20 protein-coding genes are annotated in these 25,809 nt (G+C 67.6%); 8 read left to right on the top strand and 12 right to left on the bottom strand.

All coding sequences use genetic code 11. The annotated features are described in order from the left end of the window. The first annotated feature begins 50 nt into the window (after window positions 1-50). Window positions 51-710: a rhomboid family intramembrane serine protease gene (locus tag F3H87_RS01030; protein ID WP_149786878.1), complete on the top strand. Its 660-nt coding sequence runs from the start codon at window positions 51-53 to the stop codon at window positions 708-710. A gap of 9 nt (window positions 711-719) precedes the next feature. On the opposite strand, the gene F3H87_RS01025 is transcribed toward F3H87_RS01030, so the two are convergent. The 3 genes from F3H87_RS01025 to F3H87_RS01015 all read right to left on the bottom strand — a co-directional run bounded on the left by F3H87_RS01025 (window position 720) and on the right by F3H87_RS01015 (window position 5,327). Continuing rightward, window positions 720-2,099, bottom strand: coding sequence for an efflux transporter outer membrane subunit (locus F3H87_RS01025; RefSeq protein ID WP_149786879.1), 1,380 nt, complete (start codon window positions 2,097-2,099; stop codon window positions 720-722). A gap of 175 nt (window positions 2,100-2,274) precedes the next feature. Beyond that, window positions 2,275-3,588, bottom strand: a complete 1,314-nt coding sequence (locus F3H87_RS01020; protein ID WP_149786880.1) for an HlyD family type I secretion periplasmic adaptor subunit — start codon at window positions 3,586-3,588, stop codon at window positions 2,275-2,277. Further along, window positions 3,585-5,327, bottom strand: a complete 1,743-nt coding sequence (locus F3H87_RS01015; RefSeq protein WP_149786881.1) for a type I secretion system permease/ATPase — start codon at window positions 5,325-5,327, stop codon at window positions 3,585-3,587. The genes F3H87_RS01020 and F3H87_RS01015 overlap by 4 nt, the downstream gene beginning before the upstream one ends. A 180-nt stretch (window positions 5,328-5,507) precedes the next feature. Here F3H87_RS01015 and F3H87_RS01010 point away from each other — a divergent pair, with 180 nt between their 5' ends. The 7 genes from F3H87_RS01010 to F3H87_RS00980 all read left to right on the top strand — a co-directional run bounded on the left by F3H87_RS01010 (window position 5,508) and on the right by F3H87_RS00980 (window position 11,209). Beyond that, window positions 5,508-6,263, top strand: a complete 756-nt coding sequence (locus F3H87_RS01010) for a metallophosphoesterase (protein ID WP_149786882.1) — start codon at window positions 5,508-5,510, stop codon at window positions 6,261-6,263. Between the two features lie 83 nt (window positions 6,264-6,346). Next, on the top strand, window positions 6,347-6,919 hold the full coding sequence (gene rfbC, locus F3H87_RS01005; RefSeq protein WP_149786883.1) for a dTDP-4-dehydrorhamnose 3,5-epimerase: 573 nt from the start codon (window positions 6,347-6,349) through the stop codon (window positions 6,917-6,919). Further along, window positions 6,916-7,962, top strand: coding sequence for a dTDP-glucose 4,6-dehydratase (gene rfbB / locus F3H87_RS01000; protein WP_149786884.1), 1,047 nt, complete (start codon window positions 6,916-6,918; stop codon window positions 7,960-7,962). The genes rfbC and rfbB overlap by 4 nt, the downstream gene beginning before the upstream one ends. Next, the gene (gene rfbD / locus F3H87_RS00995; protein ID WP_149786885.1) at window positions 7,959-8,807 is read left to right on the top strand and encodes a dTDP-4-dehydrorhamnose reductase; all 849 of its coding nucleotides are present in this window, start codon (window positions 7,959-7,961) and stop codon (window positions 8,805-8,807) included. The genes rfbB and rfbD overlap by 4 nt, the downstream gene beginning before the upstream one ends. After that, window positions 8,804-9,676 carry a glucose-1-phosphate thymidylyltransferase RfbA gene (gene rfbA / locus F3H87_RS00990; RefSeq protein WP_149786886.1) on the top strand — a complete coding sequence of 291 codons (873 nt, stop codon included), beginning with the start codon at window positions 8,804-8,806 and terminating at the stop codon, window positions 9,674-9,676. The genes rfbD and rfbA overlap by 4 nt, the downstream gene beginning before the upstream one ends. Before the next feature lie 83 nt (window positions 9,677-9,759). Next, a complete protein-coding gene (locus F3H87_RS00985) occupies window positions 9,760-10,896 on the top strand; it encodes a DUF2793 domain-containing protein (RefSeq protein WP_149786887.1) in 1,137 nt (378 codons plus the stop codon). Between the two features lie 16 nt (window positions 10,897-10,912). Next, on the top strand, window positions 10,913-11,209 hold the full coding sequence (locus F3H87_RS00980) for a hypothetical protein (RefSeq protein WP_149786888.1): 297 nt from the start codon (window positions 10,913-10,915) through the stop codon (window positions 11,207-11,209). Here the strand turns inward: F3H87_RS00980 and F3H87_RS00975 are convergent. From F3H87_RS00975 to F3H87_RS00935, 9 genes are all read right to left on the bottom strand, one after another. Then, window positions 11,197-12,198, bottom strand: coding sequence for a sulfotransferase family 2 domain-containing protein (locus F3H87_RS00975; protein ID WP_149786889.1), 1,002 nt, complete (start codon window positions 12,196-12,198; stop codon window positions 11,197-11,199). The genes F3H87_RS00980 and F3H87_RS00975 overlap by 13 nt on opposite strands. Next, window positions 12,195-13,376 (bottom strand): glycosyltransferase, encoded by a 1,182-nt coding sequence (locus F3H87_RS00970; RefSeq protein WP_149786890.1) that lies wholly within the window; start codon window positions 13,374-13,376, stop codon window positions 12,195-12,197. Before F3H87_RS00970 ends, F3H87_RS00975 begins: the two co-directional genes overlap by 4 nt. After that, window positions 13,373-14,869 carry a glycosyltransferase family 4 protein gene (locus F3H87_RS00965; RefSeq protein ID WP_149786891.1) on the bottom strand — a complete coding sequence of 499 codons (1,497 nt, stop codon included), beginning with the start codon at window positions 14,867-14,869 and terminating at the stop codon, window positions 13,373-13,375. Before F3H87_RS00965 ends, F3H87_RS00970 begins: the two co-directional genes overlap by 4 nt. Window positions 14,870-14,949: 80 nt before the next feature. Continuing rightward, window positions 14,950-15,924, bottom strand: a complete 975-nt coding sequence (locus tag F3H87_RS00960; RefSeq protein WP_149786892.1) for a KpsF/GutQ family sugar-phosphate isomerase — start codon at window positions 15,922-15,924, stop codon at window positions 14,950-14,952. A 99-nt stretch (window positions 15,925-16,023) separates the two neighbouring features. Continuing rightward, window positions 16,024-17,436 (bottom strand): mannose-1-phosphate guanylyltransferase/mannose-6-phosphate isomerase, encoded by a 1,413-nt coding sequence (locus F3H87_RS00955; protein ID WP_149786893.1) that lies wholly within the window; start codon window positions 17,434-17,436, stop codon window positions 16,024-16,026. Window positions 17,437-17,609: 173 nt separating this feature from the next. Beyond that, a complete protein-coding gene (locus F3H87_RS00950) occupies window positions 17,610-19,991 on the bottom strand; it encodes a glycosyltransferase (RefSeq protein WP_149786894.1) in 2,382 nt (793 codons plus the stop codon). Next, window positions 19,975-20,988 carry a GDP-mannose 4,6-dehydratase gene (gene gmd / locus F3H87_RS00945; RefSeq protein ID WP_149786895.1) on the bottom strand — a complete coding sequence of 338 codons (1,014 nt, stop codon included), beginning with the start codon at window positions 20,986-20,988 and terminating at the stop codon, window positions 19,975-19,977. The genes F3H87_RS00950 and gmd overlap by 17 nt, the downstream gene beginning before the upstream one ends. 6 nt (window positions 20,989-20,994) lie before the next feature. Continuing rightward, on the bottom strand, window positions 20,995-22,014 hold the full coding sequence (locus tag F3H87_RS00940) for a serine/threonine-protein kinase (RefSeq protein ID WP_149786896.1): 1,020 nt from the start codon (window positions 22,012-22,014) through the stop codon (window positions 20,995-20,997). Continuing rightward, window positions 22,014-25,805: a glycosyltransferase gene (locus F3H87_RS00935; protein WP_149786897.1), complete on the bottom strand. Its 3,792-nt coding sequence runs from the start codon at window positions 25,803-25,805 to the stop codon at window positions 22,014-22,016. The genes F3H87_RS00940 and F3H87_RS00935 overlap by 1 nt, the downstream gene beginning before the upstream one ends. Window positions 25,806-25,809 lie beyond the last annotated feature (4 nt).

The following is a 25,809-nucleotide window of genomic DNA, read 5'->3' as shown; positions in this document are numbered from 1 at the left end:
TGCGACCGGCGCAGGCGCATTTCGCCGCGCCCAGCGTGTCCGGGGGTCCGATGCCTCGCTTGAACAATCTCGGCCGCTGGCCCATCGCGCTTTTGCTGCTGGCATTGCCCTGCATCGGGATAGAGCTGGTGCTGCAAGGGGCCGATCACGGGCTTTGGGGCACGCAGCGCTGGCGGACGCTGGCCTATCAGAACGGTGCTTTCTGGCCCGGCCTTCTGGCGGGATGGCGGCCGAACTATGCCGCGCAACCTGTTACGATGTTCGCAACCTATGCCTTTTTGCATGGCGGCCTGCTGCACCTTGCGGTGAACATGATCACGTTGTTTTCGCTGGGCGGCGCGACCATCGCGCAGGTGGGGCAGCGCCGGTTTCTTGCACTCTATACCGTGTCGGTCCTGCTGGGAGGCGTGTTCTTTGCGCTGCTGTCACATAGCGGGTTCCGGCCGATGGTGGGGGCGTCGGGCGCGCTGTTCGGGCTGGCCGGCGCCCTGATCGCCTGGAACGTGATCCACACGCTGGGCAGCCGGCCCGGCATCTGGCTGGGCGCGGCGTCGATCCTCTGGCCGGTCGGCATCCTGGTGGTGCTCAACGTGCTGATGTATGTGGGTACGGATGGCACCGTGGCGTGGGAAACGCATCTTGGCGGGTTCGTCGGCGGTGCCGGGCTTGCCCTGATATTGCGGCCCGAACCGCCGGAAACCGGGCCGTAGTGCCTGCCCCTACCCTTCGTCCTGCGGCGGCTGGGGTTCGGGATCGGCGCGTGCGACCTCCGGTGCGCCATGCCCGATACCCAGCGCGGCACGAAGCGCCACGTAAGCCGCAGAAAGATCACGCAGATCGCTGGCCAGCCCCTGACGCGCCGTCGAGAGCGAGCGTTCGCGGTCGATGATGTCCAGCACCGTCGCGTTACCGCCCTCACCCACAAGGCGCCGCGACAGGTTGAGCGCACGTTCGTTGTAAGACACCAGTTCGCGCGAGGCGGCGGCGGCCTCTCGCGCGGCGGCAAGCGCGGCAAGCGCGTTTTCGACCTGTTCGACCGCGCCAAGCACGCTCTGCCGCCAGCGGATATAGGCCTGTTGCGCGCGGGCCGCAGCCGCATCCTCGGCCGCCGCCAGCGACGGTTGCGAGAAAAGCGGCACGGTCACGCCCGCGACCAGGCTTTCGGCGTCGTCGCCGTTCCCGTTCAGCGGCGCGGTCAGCAATCCGCTGAGGCTTAGGCTGGGATACCGCGCCGCCTCGGCCACGCCCATATCAGACACCGCCGCCGCGTATTGGCGTTCCGCGGCACGGATATCGGGCCGCGCCCGCAAAAGATCGGCCGGCACGCCCAGATCGCCCACGCCCACCGGCACGGGCTGGGTGCCGGTATCGCGCAGGTCAATGCCAAGATGCCCCACCGGCACCCCGAGAAGCGTCGAAATACGGTTGCGCTGCGCCACGATATCGGACCGGATCTGCGGCACCTCGGCGCGGGTTTCGGCCACCAGAGCCTGCGCGCGCAGGACATCCAGACGCGTCGCCGCCCCGGCGTCGAGCTGGGTGCGGATATCGCGCAGGGTCTGCTGGCGCGAGGTGATATCCTGCTGCCGTAGCGCCAGGTTGCGCTGCAAAAAGCGCAGGTTGATGTAGCTTTCGCTCAGGTCGGACAGCAAAAGCCGCTTTGCTTCGGCCTCGCCCAGTTCGGCCGCCTGCAGGCGCTGGTGCGCGGCGCGGCTGGCCCATTGCTTGCGCGCGGGCACGCCGAAATTCGCGGTCACCTCGGCGCTGCCGATATCCTGCGACGCGGAATTGTTGCGCGCCTCGAGCGTCAGATCGCCAAGCGGGCTTACGCTGTCGCGGCGGAATACGGCCTCGGCCTCGCGGATGCGTTCGCGCGCTTCGGCGACGGTCAGGTTCCCCTCCAGCCCGGCGGCGATCAGCCGGTCCAGCACCGGGTCCCTGAAGGCCCGCCACCAGTAGATATCCGATGCGCTGGCCTTGGTGACCGGCGCGACCAGGGAATAACGGTCCGGCAGGTTCATTGTCGGTGTTTCGTAATCGGGGCCGATACTGCACCCGGCCACGACGGTTGCGACGCTTAAAATAAAGACGGTCCGCATTTGAAATGCTCGTTTTTCTGCCTCTCGGGCCGGTCTTTGGCGCACGTGTTTTCACGTGTCGTTCTGGCCCTTTGCCCGTGTTTGTAGCAGAAAAGCGCCGATTTTTCCATTCCGCCCGCGGATTTACCGCGCCGGGGAAAAACTGTTGCCGAATTGCGTCAGGGCCGTGGCACGGTCATTCGCGGAAGGCACGGTTGAAAAACGCCGCCATCGGCTCCACCAAATAGCCGAGCGGGGTGCGCTTGCCGGTCTGGATGAAGGATTCCACCGGCATCCCCGGCAGCAGGGTCTGCGTGCCCAGCTTGTCGATCTCGGCCGCCGCAAGCTGGATCTCGACCGAGTAATAGCTCTGCCCGCTGGCCTCGTCCATCAGCACATCGGCCGAGATGCGTTCGACCTTGCCCCGGATCTCGGGCGTTTCACGCTGATCGAAGGCAGGGAACTGAAGCGAGGCTTCCTGCCCGACAAAGACCTCGTCGACATTGATGGCGTCCACGCGGGCCGACACCACGAGCGGCAGATCCTGCGGCACGATATACATCAGCGGCTGTGCCGGCTGCACCACCGATTGCCGGGCAAAGACCTGCATCCCGTAGACGATGCCGGACACGGGCGCGCGGATATCGAGGCGGGAAATACGATCCTGCAGCGCGGTGCGCCGCTCGCGCAGCTCGATCTCGCGGAATTCCAGGTCGCGCAGGCGGGATACCGCATTCTCGCGCCGCTGCGTCGTCAGTTGCAGCAGCGCGATGCCGTTGCTTGCCTTCTGGCCGCGCAGCTCGGCGATCTCGGCCTCGATCCGGCCGATCTGACCGCGCTGGCCGGCGATGTCGCGCATGATCTCGCTCACACGCGCGGCGCGGGTCAGGCGCTGGTCCAGCAGGGCTTGTTCCGCCTGAAGATCGCGGCGCATCAACTCGGCCTGCTCCTCCAGCGCGGCAAGCTGCGCCTCAAGGCCGCCGATCCGGTTGTCGATCTGCTGGTTCTGTTCGGCCAGCAGCTCCACCTCCTGCTCCAGTGCCTCCTTGCGGGATAAAAACAGGGTTTCTTCCCCGCGCAACAGGCCGCCCGCATCTGTATCCAGCGCCGCGGCCGCCACCAGTTCGGCGGCAAACTCCACCGCCTCGGCTCCATCACGCTCGGCTTCGAGCCGCGATTTGCGGGCCGACAATTCGCGCAACTGGCCCTCGACGATCGACAGCTCGGTCACCAGCTGGCGACCGTCCAGCCGGATCAGCACGTCGCCCTGGCCGACCATGTCGCTTTCGGTGACAAGGATTTCGCCCACCACCCCGCCTTCGGGATGCTGGATGATCTGGCGGTTGGATTCGACCTTGACCTGCCCCGACGCGACGACCGCCCCCGAGATTTCGGCACGCACCGCCCAGAAACCCAGCCCACCCAGCAGCGCGACCAGCGCAAGGATACCCGCAATCAATGGGCGCCAGCCGCTCCATTTCGGGTCCTGATCGAAGGCATTTCCGTTCACATCGACACCTTTTGCGGGCGCACCACCTGCGGGCGCCGGGCGGATTTGGGATTGCTGGCCAGGACCGTGCTCAGCACCTCGTCTCGCGGGCCGAAGGCGACAAGCGCGCCCTGGTCCATCACCATCAGCAGGTCGCATTCCGCGATCGCGGCGGGCCGATGGGTCATGACGATCACCGCCCTGTCCTGCGCCTTGAATTCCCTGACCGTTTCGTTCAGCGCCTGAGAGCCGTCCGCATCCAGCATCGAGTTCGGCTCGTCCAGGATCAGCAGCGTCGGGTCGCCATGGATCGCACGCGCCAGCGCGATACGCTGTTTCTGGCCGCCCGAAAGCTGGTTTTCATTGCCTTCCAGAAACGTGTCGTACCCGTTTTCAAGCTGCATGATCATCTCGTGCGCGTTGGCCTTTTTCGCCGCGGCGACCACCGCCTGCGAATCCGGTTCCAGCGACATGCGGCGGATATTCTCGGCCACCGTGCCGGCAAACAGGCTGACGGTCTGGGGCAGATAGCCGATATGCAGCCCCAGCGTCGGCCCGTACTGGTCGAGCGTCGCGCCGCCCAGCCGCGCCTCGCCCGCGGCGATCGGCCAGTACCCGGCCAGCGCGCGGGCCAGCGTCGATTTGCCAGACCCGCTTTTGCCGATTACGCCCAGCGCCTGCCCCGGCTCCAGCGTGAAGGTGACGTTGCGCACCGTCGGCTTCTTGGTGCCTGGCGGCACGATGGTCAGCCCCTTGACCGCCAGTCGCGCCTCGGGTCTGGGCAGGTCGGTGCGTTCGGGTTCGTGCGGGACAACGGCCAGGAACCGCTCCAGCGTGCGCCAGCCGGCGCGGGCGCGCTGCACCACCGGCCAGTTGCCCATCGCCTGTTCGATCGGCGCCAGCGCCCGCCCCAGCAGGATGGAGCCGGCAATCATCGAGCCCGCCGTCATGTCCCCCTGCAGCACCAGGTAGGCGCCAAGCCCGAGGATGGCCGATTGCAGGAACAGCCGGAACGCCTTGGTCGCCGAGGTGAACAGGCCCGTCCAGTCGTTCGCGGTCACGTTCTGCTGCAGCGCCAGGTTGCGCAGGCGCTTGTAGCGGCGTTGCAGGCTGTCGCGCATCCCCTGACTCAGCGCGACCTCGCTCGCCTCATGGGCCTGTTCGGCAAAGGCATGGGCGCGCTGGGTCGCGATCTGCGCGGTGCGTACGCGGTTCGTGGTCACGATCTGGTTCAGCAGCGCAAGGACGATGATGATCGCGCCGCCGACCACCGAGACCCAGCCCAGCACCGGGTGGAAGATAAAGATCGCGGCGATGAAGATCGGCGTCCAGGGCATGTCCATGATCGCCATCAGCACCGGCGACACGAAGATGTTCTGCAACGCGTCGAGATCGCGCAGAACCGCGGTGCAGGCCGCACGTTCGTGCGGGTTCATCGACCGTCTGAGCGTGGCCGAGAACAACCGCCCGTCCAGCGCGGTCTGAAACCGCGCGCCGACCCGCGCCATCACCCGCCCGCGGGCGTAGTCCAGCACGCCCATCAGCGCGTAAAGCATCGTCACCAGGATCGACAGCGCCACCAGTGTCTCGACCGAGCGCGAGGTCAGAACCCGGTCATAGACCTGCAACATGTAAAGCGGCCCGGTCAGCATCAGCAGGTTCACGAAAACCGAGAAGACAAAGGCCCAGACAAGCAATCCCAGCCCCTTGCGCCGCGCGGCGCGCAATTCCTGCAATCCCGGGGCCGGCTGGTCTGTCATGCTGCGCAATGCCCTTACTGAATCTGACCCTTGAAATCCTGTCCTGACGCAAAAACGGAAACAATTTCTGAACCGGCGCCAATATTGTCATTTGGTTAATGCATCCGGGGCCCCTATGCCAGTCCAAACACCGCCACGCGCCGCTTGCTTTTGGCGGCCATGTGCCGCAGGACCGTGGATATGAGCGGATTTCGGCAGATTCTGCGCCATTTCGGTGCAAAAGACCAGAGTTTCGACACCCCCCTTGCGCCCGATGGCGCCTTCGTCGCCGTGGGCGATATCCACGGGCGTGCAGACCTGCTGCGCGCGCTTCTGGATCAGGTCGACGATGCGGCGCCCGGCCTGCCGCTGGTGTTCCTTGGCGACTACATCGACCGCGGCCCCGACAGTTCCGGGGTGCTGCGAATCCTGCGGCAGCTGGAGGTCGACAGGCCCGGCAAGGTGGCCTGCCTGTCCGGCAATCACGAGGCGATGCTGCTCGATGCCCTGGACGCGCCCGCGTCGAACATGCGAATCTGGCTGCGCAACGGCGGCGATGCGACGCTGGACAGCTTCGGCCTGCCTGCGGACATACCCGATGACGCCCTGCCAGATGCCCTGCATGATGCGCTTGGGCCCGACCTGATCGACTGGCTGCGCAACCGCCCGCTGCTGTGGCAAAGCGGCAATGTCGTGGCCAGCCATGCCGGCGGCGATCCAACGCGCCCGATCGAGGCCCGGCGCGGCCACGGGCTTCTTTGGGGGCATCGGAAGTTCCTGACCACGCCCCGGTCCGACGGGCTCTGGGTGGTACATGGCCATTACATCCACGCAACACCCGACATGCGGGCCGGGCGCATCGCGCTCGATACCGGCGCCTATCGCACCGGGCGTTTGAGCGCCGCGCGGATCGCACCGGGCAAGGTCGATTTCTTCACCACGACACCGGCGGGCTGACGGGCGGCCATAATGCGGGACTGCTGTTCATCCGGCCCCGGCCTTGCTATGAGGGAACCCGTGTTTCATGACGGAATTTACAGATGCTTGACCTCATTCCTACCAACCTTCCCGGCGTCCTGATCCTGACGCCGGTGCGGCACGGCGACGCGCGCGGGTTTTTCAGCGAAAGCTGGAACCGCAAGCGGATGGAAGAGGCCGGGATCGCGCTGGATTTCGTGCAGGACAACCATTCGCTGTCCGAACAGGCGGGCACGGTGCGCGGGTTGCATTTCCAGGCACCGCCCCATGCACAGGCCAAGCTGGTGCGCTGCGGGCGCGGGCGGCTGTTCGACGTGGCCGTCGATATCCGGCGCGGCAGCCCCACCTACGGGCAGTGGGCGGGTGTGGAACTGTCCTTTGAAAACGGCAGGCAATTACTGGTGCCCGAGGGGTTCGCCCATGGCTTCGTGACCCGCGAACCGGGCACCGAGATCATCTATAAATGCAGCGATTACTACGCGCCCGACTGTGACCGGGCGCTGGCCTTCGACGACCCGGAGATCGGTATCGACTGGGGCGTGACGCGCGACACCGCGATCCTGTCGGGCAAGGACGCCGCAGCGCCGCGCCTTGCCGATCTGGACAGCCCCTTCGCATGGGGGGAAGCGTCATGAAACTGCTGGTGACCGGCGGCGCCGGGTTCATCGGGTCCGCCGTCGTGCGGCAGGCGGTGGCCGCGGGGCACGAGGTGGTCAATCTCGATGCGCTGACCTATGCCGCCTGCCTGGACAATGTCGCAGGCGTGGCGGGCAACCCGCTTTACGCGTTCGAACATGTGGATATCCGCGACCGCGTGGCGCTGGACCGGGTGTTCGCGGCCCATCGACCGGACGCCGTGATGCATCTTGCGGCGGAATCCCATGTCGACCGCTCCATCGACGGGCCGGGCACGTTCATCGAGACCAATATCAACGGCACCTACACCCTGCTCGAGGCCGCGCGCGCCTATTGGCTGGCACGCGGCAGGCCCGGCGATTTCCGATTTCACCACATCTCGACGGACGAGGTGTTCGGCTCGCTTCCCGGCGATCCGTCGGTGAAATTCACCGAGGACACGCCTTATGATCCGCGCAGCCCCTATTCGGCGTCCAAGGCGGCCTCGGACCACCTGGTGCGGGCGTGGCACGAAACCTATGGGCTGCCCGTCGTGCTGACCAACTGCTCGAACAATTACGGGCCCTATCATTTTCCCGAAAAGCTGATCCCGGTGGTGATCCTGAACGCGCTGGCGGGCAGGCCGATCCCGATCTATGGCGACGGGTCCAACGTGCGCGACTGGCTTTATGTCGAGGATCACGCCGACGCGCTGCTGCTGGTGCTGCAAAAGGGTCAGCTTGGCCGGTCCTACAACATCGGCGGCGAGAACGAGCGCAGCAATCTTGAACTGGTGCGCACGATCTGCGCGATCCTGGACGAAAAGCGCGCGAAACCGAACGGCAGCTATGCGGACCAGATCACCTTCGTCACCGACCGGCCCGGACATGATGCGCGCTATGCGATCGACCCTTCGCGCATCCGCGACGAACTGGGCTGGCGGCCCTCGGTCACGGTCGAGGAAGGGCTGGAAAAGACAGTGCAATGGTATCTCGACAACGAGGACTGGTGGCGCGCCCTGCAATCCCGCGCGGGCGTGGGCGAAAGGCTGGGCACGGGATGACGCTCCTCGTATTCGGCAGGACCGGGCAGGTCGCGCGGGAATTGCAGATTCAGGCCGAGGTGCTGGCATTGGGGCGTGACAAGGCGGACCTGTCCGATCCCGAAGCCTGCGAAAAGACGATACGCGACACGCGCCCCCGCGCGGTGATCAACGCTGCGGCCTACACCGCCGTTGACCGCGCCGAGGACGAGGAAGACCTGGCCACCATCGTGAACGGGGACAGCCCCGGTGCGATGGCGCGGGCCTGCGCCGATCTGGGCATCCCGTTCCTGCATGTCTCGACCGATTACGTCTTTGACGGCAGCGGCACGGCTCCGTGGCGCGAAAGCGATCCGGTGTCGCCGCAAAACGCCTATGGCCGGTCGAAACTGGCCGGGGAAAGGGCCGTGCGCGCCGCCGGCGGGCACTACGCGATCCTGCGCACAAGCTGGGTCTTTTCGGCGCATGGGGCCAATTTCGTCAAAACCATGCTGCGGCTGGCGGAAAGCCGTGACGCACTGAACATCGTGGACGATCAGACCGGCGGGCCGACCCCGGCCGACGCCATCGCCGCCGCGCTTCTGGACATGACCGGGCAGATGCTGGCGGGCACGCCGGGTGGCACCTGTCACTTTGCCGGCGCCCCTGCAGTCAGCTGGGCCGGTTTCGCGCGCGAGATATTCGCACAGGCCGGTCGGGCCGTAACCGTGACCGGCATTCCCTCGGCGGAGTATCCGACACCGGCGGTCCGGCCGCTCAATTCCCGTCTCGATTGCGCCAAGATACGGACGGATTTCGGGATTACACAGCCGAACTGGAAAACCGGGCTGACCCGGGTGTTGCAGCAGTTGGAGAGCGGCGCATGAAGGAACGCAAGGGCATCATTCTGGCGGGCGGATCGGGCACGCGGCTTTATCCCATCACCATGGGCCTGTCCAAGCAATTGCTGCCGATCTACGACAAGCCGATGATCTATTACCCGCTGTCGGTGCTGATGCTGGCCGGTATCCGCGAAATCGCAATCATCACCACGCCGCAGGATCGCGACCAGTTCCGCCGCCTTCTGGACGATGGCAGTCAGTGGGGGCTGAGCTTCACCTATATCGTTCAACCCGAGCCCGAGGGGCTGGCGCAGGCCTATCTCCTGACCGAAACCTTCCTCGAAGGCGCCCCCAGCGCGATGGTTCTGGGCGATAACATCTTCTTCGGTCACGGCTTGCCCGAAATCCTTGCGGCCGCCGACGCGCAACGGCAGGGCGGCATGGTCTTCGGCTATCGCGTGGCCGATCCCGAACGCTATGGCGTGGTGGATTTCGCGCCGGACGGCACCGTGCGCCAGATCATCGAAAAGCCAGAGGTCGCGCCATCGCCCTACGCGGTGACCGGGCTCTATTTCCTCGACGGCAGCGCGCCCGAACGCGCCGCGAAGGTGGAAAAATCCGCGCGGGGCGAGCTTGAGATTACCTCGCTTCTGGACATGTACCTGACCGACGGGCTGCTTTCGGTGCAGCAGATGGGGCGCGGCTATGCCTGGCTGGATACCGGGACGCATGGCAGCCTTCTGGATGCCGGGAACTTCGTGCGCACGCTGAGCGAACGGCAGGGCCAGCAGATCGGCAGCCCCGACGAAATTGCCTTCGATCGCGGCTGGATCGACGCCGAGGCGCTGCGCGCGCGCGCCGCGTTGTTCGGCAAGAACCAGTATGGCGATTACCTGATGCGCCTGCTGGGATAAGGCGGGCACCGCGCGGTGCCGTCAGGAAAGGTTAAGCCGGCGATACCTACCTTCCTGCCTGTTTTCGCACAGGAGGATCGTGCATGTCCGACGTCTCAGCCAGCTTGTCCCTGCCCTATATCCAGCCGTCCCAGGCCCAGAAACACGTCACCCATAACGAGGCTCTGCGCGTTCTGGACGCGCTGGTGCAGTTGTCGGTTCTGGCCGACGATGTGACCGCCCCGCCCGCCGCTGCGCAGAACGGCGCGCGCTACGTGGTGCCGCCGGGCGGCACCGGCGACTGGGCCGGGCACGCGGGGCAGATCGCCATGCGCGACAGCGGCGGCTGGTGGTTCCTGACGCCGCGCGCGGGCTGGCGGGCGCATGTGGCGGCCACAGGGCAGGATCTGGTCCACGACGGCAGCGCCTGGCGGCGCGAGGCCGAGATGACGCGCCAGGCGGCAATGCTGGGCGTCAACGCCGCGCCGGATGGCGGCAACCGGCTGGCAGTCTCGGCTCCCGCGACGCTGTTCAGCCACGAAGGCGCGGATCACCGGCTGAAGGTGAACAAGGCCACCAGCGGCGACACCGCAAGCCTGCTGTTCCAGACCGGCTGGTCGGGCCGGGCCGAGATGGGCCTTGCCGGGAACGACGCCTTCGCCATCAAGCTCAGCGCCGATGGCACAACCTGGTCCGAGGCGCTGCTGGCCGATCCGTCCACCGCGCGGGTCACCATCCCCGCGGGGGCCGAAATCCACGGAACCGTCACCGGGGCGGCGGTGCAGGACACACCGCAGGACACCACGCCGGGGCGGCTTGCGCGGGCCGATTTCGTTTACGGCCCGGGCAACCTGCTGGGGCCGGTGTCGCAATCGGGCGGCGTGCCGGGCGGCGCGGTGATCGAGCGCGGAAGCAACGCCAATGGCGATTACGTCCGCATGGCCGATGGCACGCAAATCTGCACCTTCAAGCTGCGGATCGGTTTCTCGAACGCCACATCGCTCAAACAGGACTGGACCTATCCGGCCGCTTTCGCAACGCACCCGATGCTGCAGATCACCATCGACGTCGACCACTTTTACGCCAATGCCACGCCGGGCCTCAACGCGGTCTCGCTGGTCGGGTTCAGCACGGAAACGGCAAATGGCGCACGCGCCAACGTGTTCGCCGCGGCAGGCAGTTCCTTTGCCAGCGGCGATTTCTCGGATGCCTGGGTGATGGCCACCGGCCGCTGGTACTGATCAGGAAGAAAAACCGATGAAGATTTCCTTTACCCCCATGCGCCGCGATCCGGGGATGGTGCTGTCCTGCGATGGCGACAGACTGACCGTGAATGGCGAGACCTTCGATTTCTCGTCGCTGGCTGAGGGCGCGACGCTGTCGCGCGACACACTGGAGCCGGATTGGCTGGCCTCGGACGTGCGACGGCGGGACGGGGTCGTCGAACTGACGGTGATCTTGCCGCATGGCCCCACCGCGCCGGAGGAAACGCTGTTTCCCGCCCCGGTCGTGGTCGAAACCGGGCCCGTGCCGCTACCGCCCTATTCCGGCTGATCCGCGCGCGCCTGCGCCAGAAGAACACGGTCCAGCGCGTAATAGTCGCGGATGAAGGCGCGGATATCGGGCGACAAAAGCGCGGCATTCGGCGGTTTCGCCATGCCCGCCATCTCGCAGGGCAGGTGGTCGGATATATCCCCGGCCACCGGCTCGGCATGGCGCGGCGCCACGTTGGCCAGGCCCAGCCGGACATGTTGCAGCTCCGGCGGGCAGCGTGACAGCACGAAGGCCTCGAACCCGGCAATCCGCTCCATCGTGAACAGCCGGTCCCAGCGGTGGTTTTCCAGGTAACGGTATTGCGGCGCCCAGTGCGGGTCCATCGCGTCGCGCGGCGCGTGGTTGATATAGTGGCAGAACTGGCGAAAGCTCAGCCCGCGTTCGACCTGCTCGGCGGTCGGCTCCTCGCCGTGGAAAAAGCGATAGACGGGCGCGGTGTGAAACAGCACGCCGGGTTGCGCGCGGTTGCGCACGAACTTGTCCCAGTAGCAACTGACAAGCCGGTCCTCGGGGTCGCGCAGGATGGCGACCCGTGCCCAGCCGGGGCTTTGCATCCGCGCCGCGACCGAGGCCATCGGCCAGTGACGGATCTGCATCGGCGAGCGGCCACTGTCCAGGTGATGGTGCACACTGCCGGCATTCGAAACCCCCTCGCCCGACAGCCGCAGCGCCCAGTCCTTGACCGAGGTGTTCGCCACCTTGGCAATCGGGCAAAAGAACAGCCGCGCAGGTTCGATCATCAGGATGGCCCCGTCCGACGCACCGCGAAAGCCGTGCTGCAGCAATCGCCCGCGGCTGCGGTATTCGGGGCTTTTGCGCAGCATCTCCTCGATCTGGGCCACCGTCATCTTCCGCTCGTCCAGCAGCTGCGCGACATTCGCCGGCGCGGACGGGCGGCCCAGATAGGCGCGGAACAGGAAATCCAGCACCTCGGCGCTGGCCGGTTCCCCGACCGGGACGAAGGGGGGCGCCGCCACGCTGCCGGTCATGCCGGGGCCTTTGCGGGCGCAGACCGCCGCATCCCGCGATAGGCCCCGGTCAGCCCGGCCAGCGTCGCGGGCCAGGTAAAGCGCGCAACCTCGTCGCGCGTCCGCATGCCCGTCGGGGGACCGGAAAAAAGCCCGCGGACCGCGTGGCGGAACGCCTGCGGGCTGTCGGCGATCCGCACCCCGCCAAGCGTGCGCGCGTCCTCGTAGCCGCGAAAGGCCGCGGGCCGCGCCACCACCGGCTTGAGGCTGACCAGCGCCTCGGCGGTCTTTAGGTTGGTGCCGCCGCCGCCGGTGACCGGCAGGCAGATGCCGCGCGCATGGTGCAGCAGGTTCGCCAGCACGCCGTCCCCGACCACCCCCATATGGCGCACCACCGCATCGTTGAGCATCCGAAACCGGCCAAACCGGGGATCGGCCCTCAGCAGGTCGCAAACCCCGCCCGCCACGACCAGCCTGCCGCCCGGGGGGATGCATCCCGGGATCTCGCCGAAACTGTCCCGGAACCCCTGGGCATTCGGGGGATGGGCGCTGCCCGCCACCATCACGTAGGGCTCGCTGACGATGGCGTCGCCCGGCGGCGGCCCGTCGGGTGCCCAGCAGCCGTTGGGCGCCACGATCACCGGCACATCGCGGCGGTCGCCGGCCCATGCGCGCAGCCGGGCGGCATCGCCCTCGCTGACCGCGACGATCATGTCGGCGCAGGCGCTCAGCCGTCTTTCCAGCGCGGTGACCGCCTCGTGGAACCGCCCGGGCAAAAGATCGCCCTCGATATTATGCGCCGAATAGATCAGCCTTGCGCGGGCAAGGTCGGGCAGCCGCGCGGCCAGCCGTTCGTAGACCGGGAACAGCCAGGGATGTTCAAGCTGCACCGCGTCGGGGCGGAACGCCGCGACCTGCGCGCCCAGATGCCCCATGGCCGCAAGGTCATCGCTCAGCACGCGGTGCAGGTGCAGATCCTCGCGCAGGCCCTGCCTGACCAGCGCGGCGCGCAGATCCCCCGGCAATGCTGTCCGTTGTTCGCGGATATCCGCATCGGGATAGCTTTCGGCAAAGAACACCGGGATGTTGAGACAGGCACAGCCCGCCCCTGTCGCGGCCCGGAGCAGCGCATCGGCCCGGCGCTGCCCACCATGCAGCGGGTGGCTGAGCGGATAGGTCGAAAGCGACAATAACCTCATGCCACCGCCCCCATCCGCCGGTCCGGGAACCGCCGGAAATCCGCGATCAGCGCCGTGCGGAAATCCTGCCAGCGACGCCCCTCGACCCCCCGCGCGCGGGCGCAGGCCGCGCGATAGGCGGTGTCATCGTCAAGCAGCGCAACCACCCGCGCGATCCAGCCCTCGCCGTCGATGGTGGGGATATGATCGCAGGCGCCCTGCCCCGCCTCGATCAGCGAGGGCGCGTCGCTGGCGATGCAGGGCTTGCCATGGGCCAGGCTTTCGACCACCGGCAGGCCCCAGCCCTCGTAATGCGAGGGGTAGATGGTAAAGCGGCAGGCGCGGTAAAGCGTCGCCAGTTCGGCGTCGCTCACATCGCTGAGGATGCGGATCGCGCCATGCGGCAGGCCGGTATCCCCGGCCACCTGTTCCAGCAGCGGGCCGATGGACCAGCCCGGCTGACCGGCCCAGACAAGCGGCGGCACCGCGCCGGGGCGGCGGCGGTTCAGTTCGCGCCACAGGCGATAGGCGAAATCGTGGTTCTTGCGCGGCTCCTGCGTGCCGACCATCAGCACGAACCCGCCCTGCGCCAGATCGTGCCGCGCCAGAATGGCGGCCTCGTCCTCGGGCGCGGCGGGGCCGGTTTCGATATCGCAGCCCAGGTAGACCGGCGTCACCCGGTCCGGCGCGATCTGCGGATAGCCGTTTTCCGCGATATGCCCCAGCAGATCGTCCCGCGTCGTGCGCGAGATCGTCCAGACCTGATCGACGCCCCAAAGCACCCAGTGCAGCGCCAGCGGAAAGGTCTCTTTCGTGGTGGGCTCGGTCACATGCCGCCACAGCACCGGGACAAGATCGCAGATCAGGTAATGCAGCGCGCAGCCATGCGTTTCGCGCGCCTGCCACGCGGCCTTGTAACGGTCGTCCGACCAGAACCCGCCGGCCGAGACATAATGCGCGACCCGCGCGAAATCGACCGCACGTTCGGGATGGAACCGCGCCGCCGCGCGGGCATCGACCTCGCCCACATGGATGCGGTGATTGATCAGGTCCAGCCGTTGCAGATAGGGCGCCAGCCCCGGCCAAAGGCGGCAAAGCCATCCCAGCACACGGCGCAGCGCGCTGTAATCCGCCAGGCTCAGCCGCGCGAGTTGCGCGGTCAGCGCCTGTTGCCGCAGATACCCGCCCGCCGCGCCATCCGCGCGATGCATCCTGCGAATGCGCGGCACGGCAGCCAGAAACCGTACCTGCCTTGCCAGGCTGCGCAGCCGGTTGCGGGCCGCGCCCGCGCGGTCCACCGCCGGGACACTCCATTTGCGATCCGCAATCAGCGCGTCGATCTCGTCGTCGTCAACGGGAAAGAAACATCCCTGTTCGGCGTGGTAGATGACAAATGTCACCCCCTCGCCACAAGCGTCCCGAAAGGCGCGGATGGCTTCGTGTTCGACCCGCAGCAGGCCCATCGCGTTCCAGTGCCGGAAGGTATAGCTTGTCGTAACGTCGAACAGGATCATGCCGGATCAACCAAAAGGGGATAATACACAACCAGTCCGTGTGTGACCGGTTTACCCCCGAAGGTCAAGCATATGCGCGGTCAGGCGACCCCGGCGCGCAGCAGGTCGTGCAGATGCACGATGCCCACCGGGCTGCCATCCTCTTCGACGACGAACAGCGTGGTGATCTTGCGCTCGTTCATCAGCGCCAGCGCCTGCGCCGCCAGCATCGCCGGCGGCACCGTAACCGGGTCGAGCGTTGCGACCTCGCCCGCCGTGCTGTCCATCAGACGCGCCATGTTGCGCCGCAAATCGCCGTCCGAGATCAGCCCCGCCAGCACACCGTCGCGCACCACGCCGGTGGTGCCGAACCCCTTTGAGGTCATCTCCAGCAGCGCCTGCTCCATCGGCGCATCAAGCGGCACCAGCGGCACCTCGTCCCCGCCATGCATCAACTGCGCCACCGTCGACAGCTGCGCCCCCAGCTTGCCGCCGGGATGGAAGGTGCGGAAATTCTCGGCCCGGAAATCGCGCGCCTCCATCAGCGCCACGGCCAGCGCATCGCCCAGCGCCAGCGTCAGCGTGGTCGAGGTGGTGGGCGCCAGCCCCATCGGGCAGGCCTCGGGCGCGGGCGGCAGCAGCAGGCGATAATCGGCGGCGCGCATCAGCGTGCTGTCCTCGCGCGACGAGATCGCCACCAGCGGGATCGAAAAACGCCGCGTATGGGCCACCACGTCGCCCAGTTCCTGCGTTTCGCCCGAGTTCGAGATCAGGATGCAGATATCGTCCCCGGTGATCATGCCCAGGTCGCCATGGCTCGCCTCGGAGGCATGCACGAAATAGCTGGGCGTCCCGGTCGAGGCGAGCGTCGCCGCGATCTTGCGCCCGATATGGCCCGACTTGCCGATGCCCGACACGATCACCCGGCCGGGAATGCGCGCGATATCGGCGACCACGCGCTCGAAATCCGGCGGGATCGCGCCCGCGAACAGCCGCAGCGCGTCGGCCTCCTGCATCAGAACCTGCGCGGCAACCTCGGATGCGGGCCTTGGCGGGGTGTTTGCAGCTTGGGACATGATCGCTCCTCGTCGGTTCCGGGGCACGCGCCCTTGGGCTGCATCTATGTCATCGGGCGGGCCCTTCGCAAGTTCGGGCCCGCAAAACGGGCGCATCGCCTACTTGCGGGCATAGACATCCTCGTAGCGCAGGATATCGTCCTCGCCCAGATAGGCACCGGTCTGCACCTCGATCAGCACCATCGGCACCTTGCCGGGGTTTTCCATCCGGTGCACCGCGCCCAGCGGGATATAGACCGACTCGTTCTCGCTCAGCAGCCTGACATCGTCATCCACCGTCACCCGCGCGGTGCCCTGCACCACGATCCAGTGTTCCGAGCGGTGCATGTGGCTTTGCAGGCTCAACGCGGCGCCGGGATGCACATGGATGCGCTTGACCTGGAACCGGTCGGCCAGCACCAGCGTCTCGAACCAGCCCCAGGGGCGGTGATCCACGGGCAATTGCACCGCCTGCTTGGCGCCCCGCGCCTTCAGCGTGCTGACCGCCATCTTGACGTTCTGCGCCTCCGAGATATCGGCCACCATCACCGCGTCGCGCATCGCCACGGCCACCACGTTCTTCAGCCCGATGCCGACCAGTTCGACCTCGTCGCTTTCCGACCGCAGCAGCGTGTTCTCGCAATGAAAGGCGGTGGTGTTCTCGGACAGCGCGTTGCCGGTCTCGTCCTGCGTGCTTTCGCGCCAGACCGATTCCCAGCTACCCAGGTCCGACCACTTGCCGTCGAACCGCACCGCGCTGACATTGCCGGCCTTTTCCATCACGGCATAGTCGATCGACTCGTCGCGCACGCGGGCCCAGCCCTCGGGGTCGATGCGGGTAAAGCCCAGGTCGGCCACCGCGTCGTCCAGCGTCGGCTGCACGGCGTCCAGGATATCGGGCGCATGGTCGCGGAAGGCGTCGATCAGGGTTTGCGCCCGCGCCAGGAAAACGCCCGCGTTCCACAGGTATCGCTTGTCGGCGAACAGCTCGTCGGCGCGCGCCTGCTGCGGCTTTTCGATGAACCGCTCCAGCCGGTGCACGCCGGGATGGGTCTCGGCCCCGCTTTCCAGCCAGCCATAGCCGGTTTCGGCGCGCTCCGGCACGATACCGAAGGTGACGATCTGCCCCTCCTGCGCGGCCACCGCCCCGCGCAGCACCGCCTCGCGGAACAGGTCGGGATCGGCCACCGCGTGATCCGAGGGCACCAGCACCAGCATCGCCTCGGGGTCGCGGCGCACCAGGTGCAGCGCCGCCGCCACGGCGGCGGGCGCGGTATTGCGCCCCTCGGGTTCGATCAGGATGCCCGCCGGCGCGATGCCGCATTCGTCAAGCTGCTCGGTCACGATGAAGCGGAAACTGTCATTCGTCACCACCAGCGGATCGCCGAACTCGGCCCCGCGAAACCGCCGCGCCGAGGCCTGGAACAGGCTTTCGTGCCCGATGATATCGGCGAATTGCTTGGGATAGCTTTTCCGCGACAAGGGCCACAGGCGGGTTCCCGAGCCGCCGCACAAAAGGACGGGAGTGATCATGCGCGTTGTCTTTCCTGCGTAAAGATTTCAAATCTCATCATGTTTTCCGATCCCTGGCGCAGCCGGCGCGCCGCGGATGCGGGCAAAGACGTTTCGCGCCGAGCATACAGCCCAACCCACCGGCTTGTCAGCGCCCCGCCCCTGCGCCGGGCATGGATTGCGCCCTATGCGCATCACCGCCCCTCCAGTATCCGCCGCAGCCGCGCGGCATAGCGCCCGGCCACCGCATCGGCGGCAAAGCGATCCTGCACGTTGCACCACGCCGCCCCGGCGCGCGCGTCCCGCAGCGCCGCATCACCCCGCACCGCGCGCAGTTGCGCCACCGCCTGCGCATGGTCCGGCTCGCCCCAGCACTGGCCGGGGCGGACAAAGATATAGTCGCCCGGTGCCGCCTCGACCGGCGACGCCCCGACCAGGAAGGCGGTGTCGTCGTTGCAGAACGCCATGTTGCCGGAATAGGCGGTGCAGACCACCGGCACGCGCAGCGCCATCGCCTCGATCATGCCGAACCCCCAGCCCTCGGAGCGGTGCAGCGACAGGTAGGCGTCGCACCCCGCCATAAGGTGCCAAAGCGCCGCGTGATCCATCGTTTCGTCCAGCACGGCAATGCGCGGATCGGCCCGCATCGCGGCCTCGATCCCGTCCCATTCCGCACGATGCGCAGGGTCGGAAATCCTGCGCCGGTTCTGCGTCTTGATGACCAGCCGCACGCCGGGATCGTTCGGAAAGGCATCGCGGAACGCCCGCACCGCCCCGGCCGGGTTCTTGCGCCGGACAAAGGAAAAACTGTCGAAGCTCAGGAAAAAGACGAAACTGTCCCGCGCGAACCCGAACCGGGCGCGCAGGCCGGCGCGCGCCTGCGCGCGATCCACCTCCGGCATCTCTGCCACGCACATGCCCACATTCGTGACCGGCCTGCCCGTCGCTGGGCGATAGATCTCCACGCCATAATCGCCGGACACCCAGATCTCGTCCAGCAGGCCCATGCCAAGGCGGTGGCAATCGGCCGGGCTGTCGAGTTCCCAGAAGAAATACCCGATATTATACGCGCCCGAAAACACGTCCGGCAGGTAGGCAAAGGCCAGCGGCACCGATTCCGCGTTCAGGTGGATCAGGTTCACCCGCGCCCGCCGGCAGGGGCCCGTGCCCGCCGCGCCCTGGTCCGGCGCGGGGTTGTCGAGGTCGAAGTCCACCCTGTTGATCCGCAACCCGGTCTTGTCCAGCATCAGCGCCGACAGCCGCGCCGCCTGCCCCAGCCCCGAGGATTTGCCGAACGGCCCGATGATCTGCACATCGGTCTCAACCGGCCCCGGCGCGGGCGGCAGCGCCGCCGCCTCCAGCCGGTCGCCCGCCGCCGTCAGGCTGGCAAAGCGCCCCCGGTCCAGATCGTAGCCCGACAACCGCAGGGCCGCCGCGTAGTCGGCCCGCGTCAGCACCGGCGCGCCCGGCACCGACTGCGCCCGGACAAAGGCCGAGAACGGGCTTTCCCCCGCCCTTTCATCCAGCGCCCGCTCGATCAGCCCCGCCGGCAGGTAACGCAGCGTGCACGGATCGGCGACCGCCAGCGCCAGCATCGACAGCGCCAGCCACCGCCGCCCGGTATGCGTGCTCAGATCAAGCGCCGCCAGCGCCGGCTCATCCGCCCGCAGCCGCAGCATGTAACGCGACGGCGCCCAGTCGCGCCCCTGCCATTCGGCGGGCACCCCGGCCAGACCGTCCGCATAGCGATCGGGCACAAGGCAATCCGCGCAATGGATCGCCCGCACCTGCCGCGCGGCCCAGCGATAGATCGCCTCGAAATCCTCCTCCACCTCGGCCGGGCTGTCCTGCAACAGACATGTCGCAAGGCTCAGCCCGCCGGGGCCAGCGGGCGCGTTCAGCTCCGCGATCATCCGCGCCGGTATCGGCACGCGCAGACCGTTGCGCAGCCCGGCATAGTGGCGCAAATACCAGCGCAGGAAATCGCGCCCGTCCCCGTCGGGCAGCCCGAAGCGATCCCGCAAATAGGCGCCATAGGCAAAGCCGCCGCGCGCCGGATCGCGCGGTTCGAACAGCAAGGCGTGCGGTTCCAGCGCGGGCGCCGCCCCGTCGGGCATGGGCAATTCCCGGCGAAAGGACAGCGCCGCCATCGCGCCGAACAGCCGGTCCTGCAACGCCGCCGGAACCTGGCCGCGCGGCGGCGGGGCACCGGCGGGCGCGGCCAGCGGCAGGCTGCCGATCTCGTGCCCCGGCGGATCGAGCGCGCGCAGCGTCACCATACCGCCCGCCCGCGCTGCCGCCGACAAAAGCTCGGGCGTCAAAGCAAAGGCAAATCCGTGATGGCCATCGCCGATCCCGGCCTCTGCCAGGTCGCCGCGAAAGATATTCGCCACCGTCCCGGCCAGGAAACGGCGGCCGCCGAACATGCCCACGCGCAGCGCGCCACCGCCCGCCCCGCTGCGCGCGGCCCAGCCCAGAAGCTGGCCACCGCTTCGCCCGTCGATATGGCCCAGCCCGCCACGGGCCCGGCCCAGCGCCGTGCTCAGGCGCCCCTGCAGCCTAGGCCAGATCGTCATAATCCGATCTGGCCATCATCCCGGCCAGTTGCCGCACATCGACCTTTGCCTCCCAGCCCAGCGTTTCGCGGGCCTTGGCGGCATCGCCGATCAGCAGCTCGACCTCGGCCGGGCGATAGAATTTCGGGTTCACCCGCATCACCTGCCTGCCGGTCTTGCGGTCGGTCGCGGTTTCGCCCTCGCCCTCGCCCTGCCAGTCCAGGTCCATGCCCAGCGCCTCGGCGGCATAGGTAAAGAAATCGCGGATCGTGGTGGTGACGCCGGTGGCCAGCACGTAATCGTCGGCCTTGTCCTGCTGCAGCATCCGCCACATGCCCTCGACATAATCCCCGGCAAAGCCCCAGTCGCGCCGCGCATCCATGTTGCCCAGCTCGATCGGCGCCTCGCCGCCATGCGCGATCCGCGCCAGCCCCAGCGTGATCTTGCGGGTCACGAACTCCTTTCCGCGCAGCGGGCTTTCGTGGTTGAACAGGATGCCCGAACTGGCGTGCATCCCGAAGCTTTCGCGGTAATTCATCGTGATGTAATGGCCATAGACCTTGGCCACGCCATAGGGCGAGCGCGGGTAAAGCCGCGTGGTTTCGCGCTGCGGCACCTCCTGCACCAGCCCGAACATCTCGGAGGTCGAGGCCTGGTAGAACCGCGTTTCGGGCCGGAGCGTGCGCAGCGTGTCGAGGATGCGCACGACCGCCATCCCGTCCACATCCGCCGTGTAGATCGGCAATTCCCACGACGCGCCGACAAAGCTTTGCGCGGCGAGGTTATAGAACTCGTCCATCTCGATATCGCGGATCACCCGGAAGATGTTGTTCATCTCGGTCAGGTCGAACTCATGGATATGCACGTCATCCGCAATACCCAGCCGTTCCAGCCGCTCGGTTTCCGGCTGCGAGATCCGGCGCACGCCGCCATGCACCTCGTATCCCTTGTCCAGCAGCAGTTTGGCCAGATAAGCGCCGTCCTGCCCCGAGATGCCGGTGATGAATGCTTTTTTCATGAATTTCTACCTTTTGGAGAGTGTCCCGGAAATGACTTCGCAGCCATTCTTATTGGGCATGACCGGCTCCGGCAACACATCGCTCCTTCCTTGCCTGTCAGCGCGCAGGCGAAAACCCGTCACCGCCAGCGCAGCCATCGCCGGATGCGCCACCCTGAGCTGGAGTTCGAAAAGGTGGCCGGCCACCAGCGCGCCGGGCCAGTCGACCCCCATCCGCAGCACCGCCACGCCCGGCCCGGTATCGTGGCTGCGCGCGCTCAGCACCCGGCTGCCTCCGGCATGAAAGGCCCGCGCGCTGAGGTCCAGCGTCACCGGACGCGCCGCCCGCAACTCAAGCTCCAGCAGGTAGCGGCCCGCGCCAAGCTGCAGGTAAGGCCCGTGCACGAACGCCTTGTCCCGCTCGTGCAGCGTGGCGGCAAAGCATCGGTCCTGCGGGTCGAACGCCGCATAGGCGGATCTGAGCATCGCCACCCCCGACACCGCGTCCTTTCGCGCCCTCAGGCCGTCCAGCGTGGCGATATCCGCCGGGGCGGGCGGCGTGGCCTCGGGGCGCGCGGCGATCCCCGCCCGCAGGGCGCGCAGCGCGTCGGCCCGCACCGGCGGGCGGGGTTGGCGCGACCCACCGGACAACCGGCGGCGCAGCAGCCGGGCCGAGGCGGCAAGGTAAAGCGTATCGCCAACCGGGACGGTTTCGCCGGGCGCGGCAAGGCCCGCTGCCAGATCTTCGGCCAGCTCCCGCGTGGCGACCACCGACAGCGGCCGGGCCTCGAACGCAGCCATCGCCGCCTCGCCGGGGGCAAGCGCATCGCGCAGCAGCGGTTGCAACAGCGCCTCCGCCTCCCGCGCGAAGCCGTGCGCCGCCAGCATGTCCTCGAACGCGGGCTGCAATTCGGGAAAGCAGGACAGCAGGTTGCGGATATGGGCGAAGCGTTCGAACGATCCGGTGTCGCGCCAGCTTTCGACCAGCCATTCCAGCTTGGCGTGGTGCACCGCCAGGTCGGGGACCGGGCATCCGGTTCCGGCCATCATCCGCCCCTGCCCCCGACGATCCGGCGCGGCACGACGGCGGCGCGGTACTCGTCCGACCCCGTCATCGCGTCGATCACCCATTGCCTGCCGCCCGGATCGTCGCGCAGCCGCGCAAGGAAGGCGTCGAACCCGTCGGCATCGGGATCGCGGCACAGGATGCGGCGATAGCATTGGGTCACGAACGCCTCGTCCCCGAGACCGTGCAGCGCATCGAGGTCCAGCACCGGAAGGCGCAGGCTTTCCAGCCGCTGCGGATCGCGCATCAGGTCGTCGAAATACTCGTCATGGCCCAGAAGGTCGTCGATGGCGGCCACCAGCGAGCCGCTGTCACGATAGATCGCGTGGAACGCCCGGTTCTGCTCCGGCGAGGGATCGCGGCCCAGCAGCGCCCTGAGGATCGGCCCGCTGGCGCGGTCCGACAGCGCGGCGGGCGGCGCGGCGCGCGCGGGCGCGATCACCGGGATCTCGACCCCGTCGCGCGCCATGATGTCCTGCTGGATGTTGGCCATGACGATCCGCGCGATATCGTCGGCACCCTGCCCGGCGGCAACCCCTTCGGCCCGCGCCCGCATCGCCTGTTGCCGTTCGGGATCGCGCAGGATGTCGCGCATGTGGGGCAGCAGCGTTTCGGGGCGGTTGTCGCCCGCCCGGTCGATGGCGTCGCCCACGCTGGCAAAGATCGGCGTGTCGGTGCCCAGCACCGGCCGCCCCGCCGCCAGCCCCTGCCGGACCGAGGCGCTGGCGGATTCGCGCGAAAACCCGTAGGGATAGACGATCAGGTCGGCCGCGCTCAGCAGCATATGTATTTGCTCGTGGCCCAGGAATTCGGTGAACAGGCTGACCCGCCCCTCCAGCCCGTAAAGCGCGATCAGATCGGCGCAGGTATCGCTCAGCGCCGCGGACTCGGGCGCCGGGAACAGTGCGGTCGCCAGAACCAGATGCGCGTCGGGAAAATCGTTGATCAGCCCGGCAAAGGCGCCGATCAGTTCCGGCACCCCCTTGTTGGGCAGCAAGAACCCGTTCGTCGCCACCACCGGGGCATTCTGCGGCAGCCCCAGCACGCTGCGCAGCGCATCGCGCGACAGGCGCGGCATCCGGGGGATATACAGCGGGATCAGCGTGACATTGTCGTGCACGCCCAGATCGCGCAGGTAATTCACGTCCCCGACCCCGTGCACAAAGATACGGTCGATGGCGGCCAGTTCCGCCCCGTGACCGGCCAGCGAAACCGGCCGGTCGCCGATGGCCGCGTCGGCGGTCTTGTGAAACTCGACATAGGCCAGCACGCCATGCGCGCGCAGATGCGCCAGCCCGGCGAACAGGTCGTCCAGTTCGAAGAACCCGAAATTGAACTGCACCAGAACCGCGTCGAACCCCTCGTCCACGGCACGTTCGCACAGGGCGCGGAAATCACCCGCCAGCGGCACCCACAGCCGCCGGACCCGGTCGGTTTCAAGATGCCCGGCCTGCGCCTCTTCCCGCGTGGCCCAGTGCTCGATCTCGTAGAGCGTGTCGGGAAATTCCCGCAACAGCCCCTCGGCATAGGCCGCGATACCGCAGCGGGTGTTGTAGGTCGAGACCGAGGCCAGCCTGATCCTGTCCTTCACCGGCTTTTCGGTTTCCAGCTCGTCCACGAATGACGCGATGTTTTCGGCAACCACTTTCCAGTCCTCCGCCCCGTAATCCAGCCGGGCCGCCGGGCGCAGCCGCCCGTCGCGCAGCGCACGCATCTTGCCCGCCAGGTCGTCGATATCCACGACCGCCCAGTAAGATCCCTTTTCCGCAAGGTGACTGTCCGAATACGCGAACCGCGATCTCAGCAGGATCGCGTTCTCGGCATCGCAGAAATCGCGATGCGCGCCGGTATCGGTCACCAGCAGCGGCCTGCCCGCCGCCAGCGCCTCGGCCGCGGGCAGGTTGAACCCCTCGCCCCGCGTCGGCAGCACCACCGCATCGGCCAGCCGGAAAAGCCCGTCCATCGCCGCGTCGTCCAGCGTGGCGGTATCGACCAGAACCCGCGGCGCGTTGGGGGATTGCGCGATCAGGTCTGCCACAAGGCCGGGGATCACGTTCGAGGGGTTGTCGTGGGTCTTGATCAGCAGCAGCACGTCATCGCCTGCGGTAAAGGCGCGGGCATAGGCGTGCAGCAGCTCCTCCACCCCCTTGCGCTTCAGCCCCGAGGAGACATGCAGGAACACGAACGGCCCGTCACCCGCCGCCGGGGGCTGCGCTGTCATCCGGCGGACCATGCCGCTGCCCACGGTGCGGATGGGCACCATCACGCCGCTGTCCCGGCAGACCTTTTCGCAATAGCGCGTCGGCGCCACGATCCCGTCAAGCTGGGTGTTGATCTGGCGCACCAGCGGCGCGGGCAGGCGGCTTTCCTCCCAGTAAAGGTAATGCAGGCGCAGGTCGGCGACATGCCCGCGCACGCGCGGCGGGTACATGTTGCGCAGCCCCACGCCGGGGCGCGACAGGTCGATACCGCCGTGAAGGATCGCCGCCAGCTCCGGCCGGCGGTCCAGTTCCGTGGCGTCGAAGCGATAGGCATCCGTCCCCTCGCGCGGGATCGCCGTGACCGACATCGCCCCGCTGTCCCGCATCGCCATGGCCAGCGCCCGGTTGACCTGCGACAGCGAATAGCTGCCATCCATCGGCCCCTCGCAGACCAGTTGCCGCGCGGGGGCCGGCCCGGCCGCGTCGCTGCGCGCATCCCGCGCGGGCAGGGTGACGCCAAACGTGCCCTCCATGAAATCGCACAGCCGGAGAAAGCCCTGCCGGATCGACAGCGCCCGCACGCGCGCGCGCTGCGCCCGGACAAAGGCCCGCCGCGCCGGGCGGGTGGCAAAGACCCGCAGCATCGCCTGTGCCAGCTCGGCCGGATCGTGGCTGTGCAGCACATGCCCCGCCCCGCCCAGCGTTTCGGGGATCGCGGTGCAGCCATAGGCAAAGACCGGCGTGCCAAAGGCCATCGCCTCGATCAGCGGCACGCCGAACCCTTCGTGCTGGCTGTAGCTGACATAGGCGTCGGCCTCGCGGTAATAGCCGTAAAGCATCTCGTCGGGCACCGATCCGGCGAATACCACGTTCCGCTCCACACCCAGCCGCGCCATCAGGTGCCTGAGCCGCGCAAGGTAGGCGCCGCCATGCTCGGCATGGCCGCACAGCGTCAGCCGCACCTCGCGGCCCAGCGCCTGCTGCAACTCCGGCAAGGCGCGGATCAGGTGGTGCTGGCCCTTGTTGGGGCAGATGCGCCCGACGAACAGGATGTGGAACACGTCGTCGTCATGGTGCCAGGGCCGGCCCAGGCTGGCGCGGCTTGGCAGCGCCTCGAAATCGCTCAGCAGGCAGATGGTTTCGACGTTCCCGAACCCCCGCTCGACCAGCGCGCGGGCGTTGAAGGCGGAAACGCACACCGCCCCCGCAACCGCGTCCCTGAGCGCCCAAAGCTGGCGGTAACCCTCGATCGCGGCCGCACGCATCGGATCGTCCGGCGCGAAAAACGCGGGCTTTGTGATGTTGTGATAGACCAGCAGCTTGCGGCAGGGCGCGGCCAGCACGTCCTCCAGTATGCCGTTCCGCATGGAATGATGCACCAGCAGCAGATCGTCCGGCGTCATCCGGGCGGCATCGAACGGCTCCAGCCGGCCCTCAAGCTCGGGGTGGACATGCTCGGCCATGATCGCGCCGCCAAGGCCCAGCCGCCCGAATTCCCGCGCGATCAGGAGCATGGAGTTGGTCACCGCATCGCGGGGATGGCTGCCGGAATGGAACTGGAAGACACGCATCAGA

It is taken from the genome of Lutimaribacter pacificus, assembly GCF_900142185.1.
Lineage (GTDB): Bacteria > Pseudomonadota > Alphaproteobacteria > Rhodobacterales > Rhodobacteraceae > Lutimaribacter > Lutimaribacter pacificus.
Note: the sequence above shows the minus strand (reverse complement) of the source record. Positions and strands in the feature narration are given on the sequence as shown.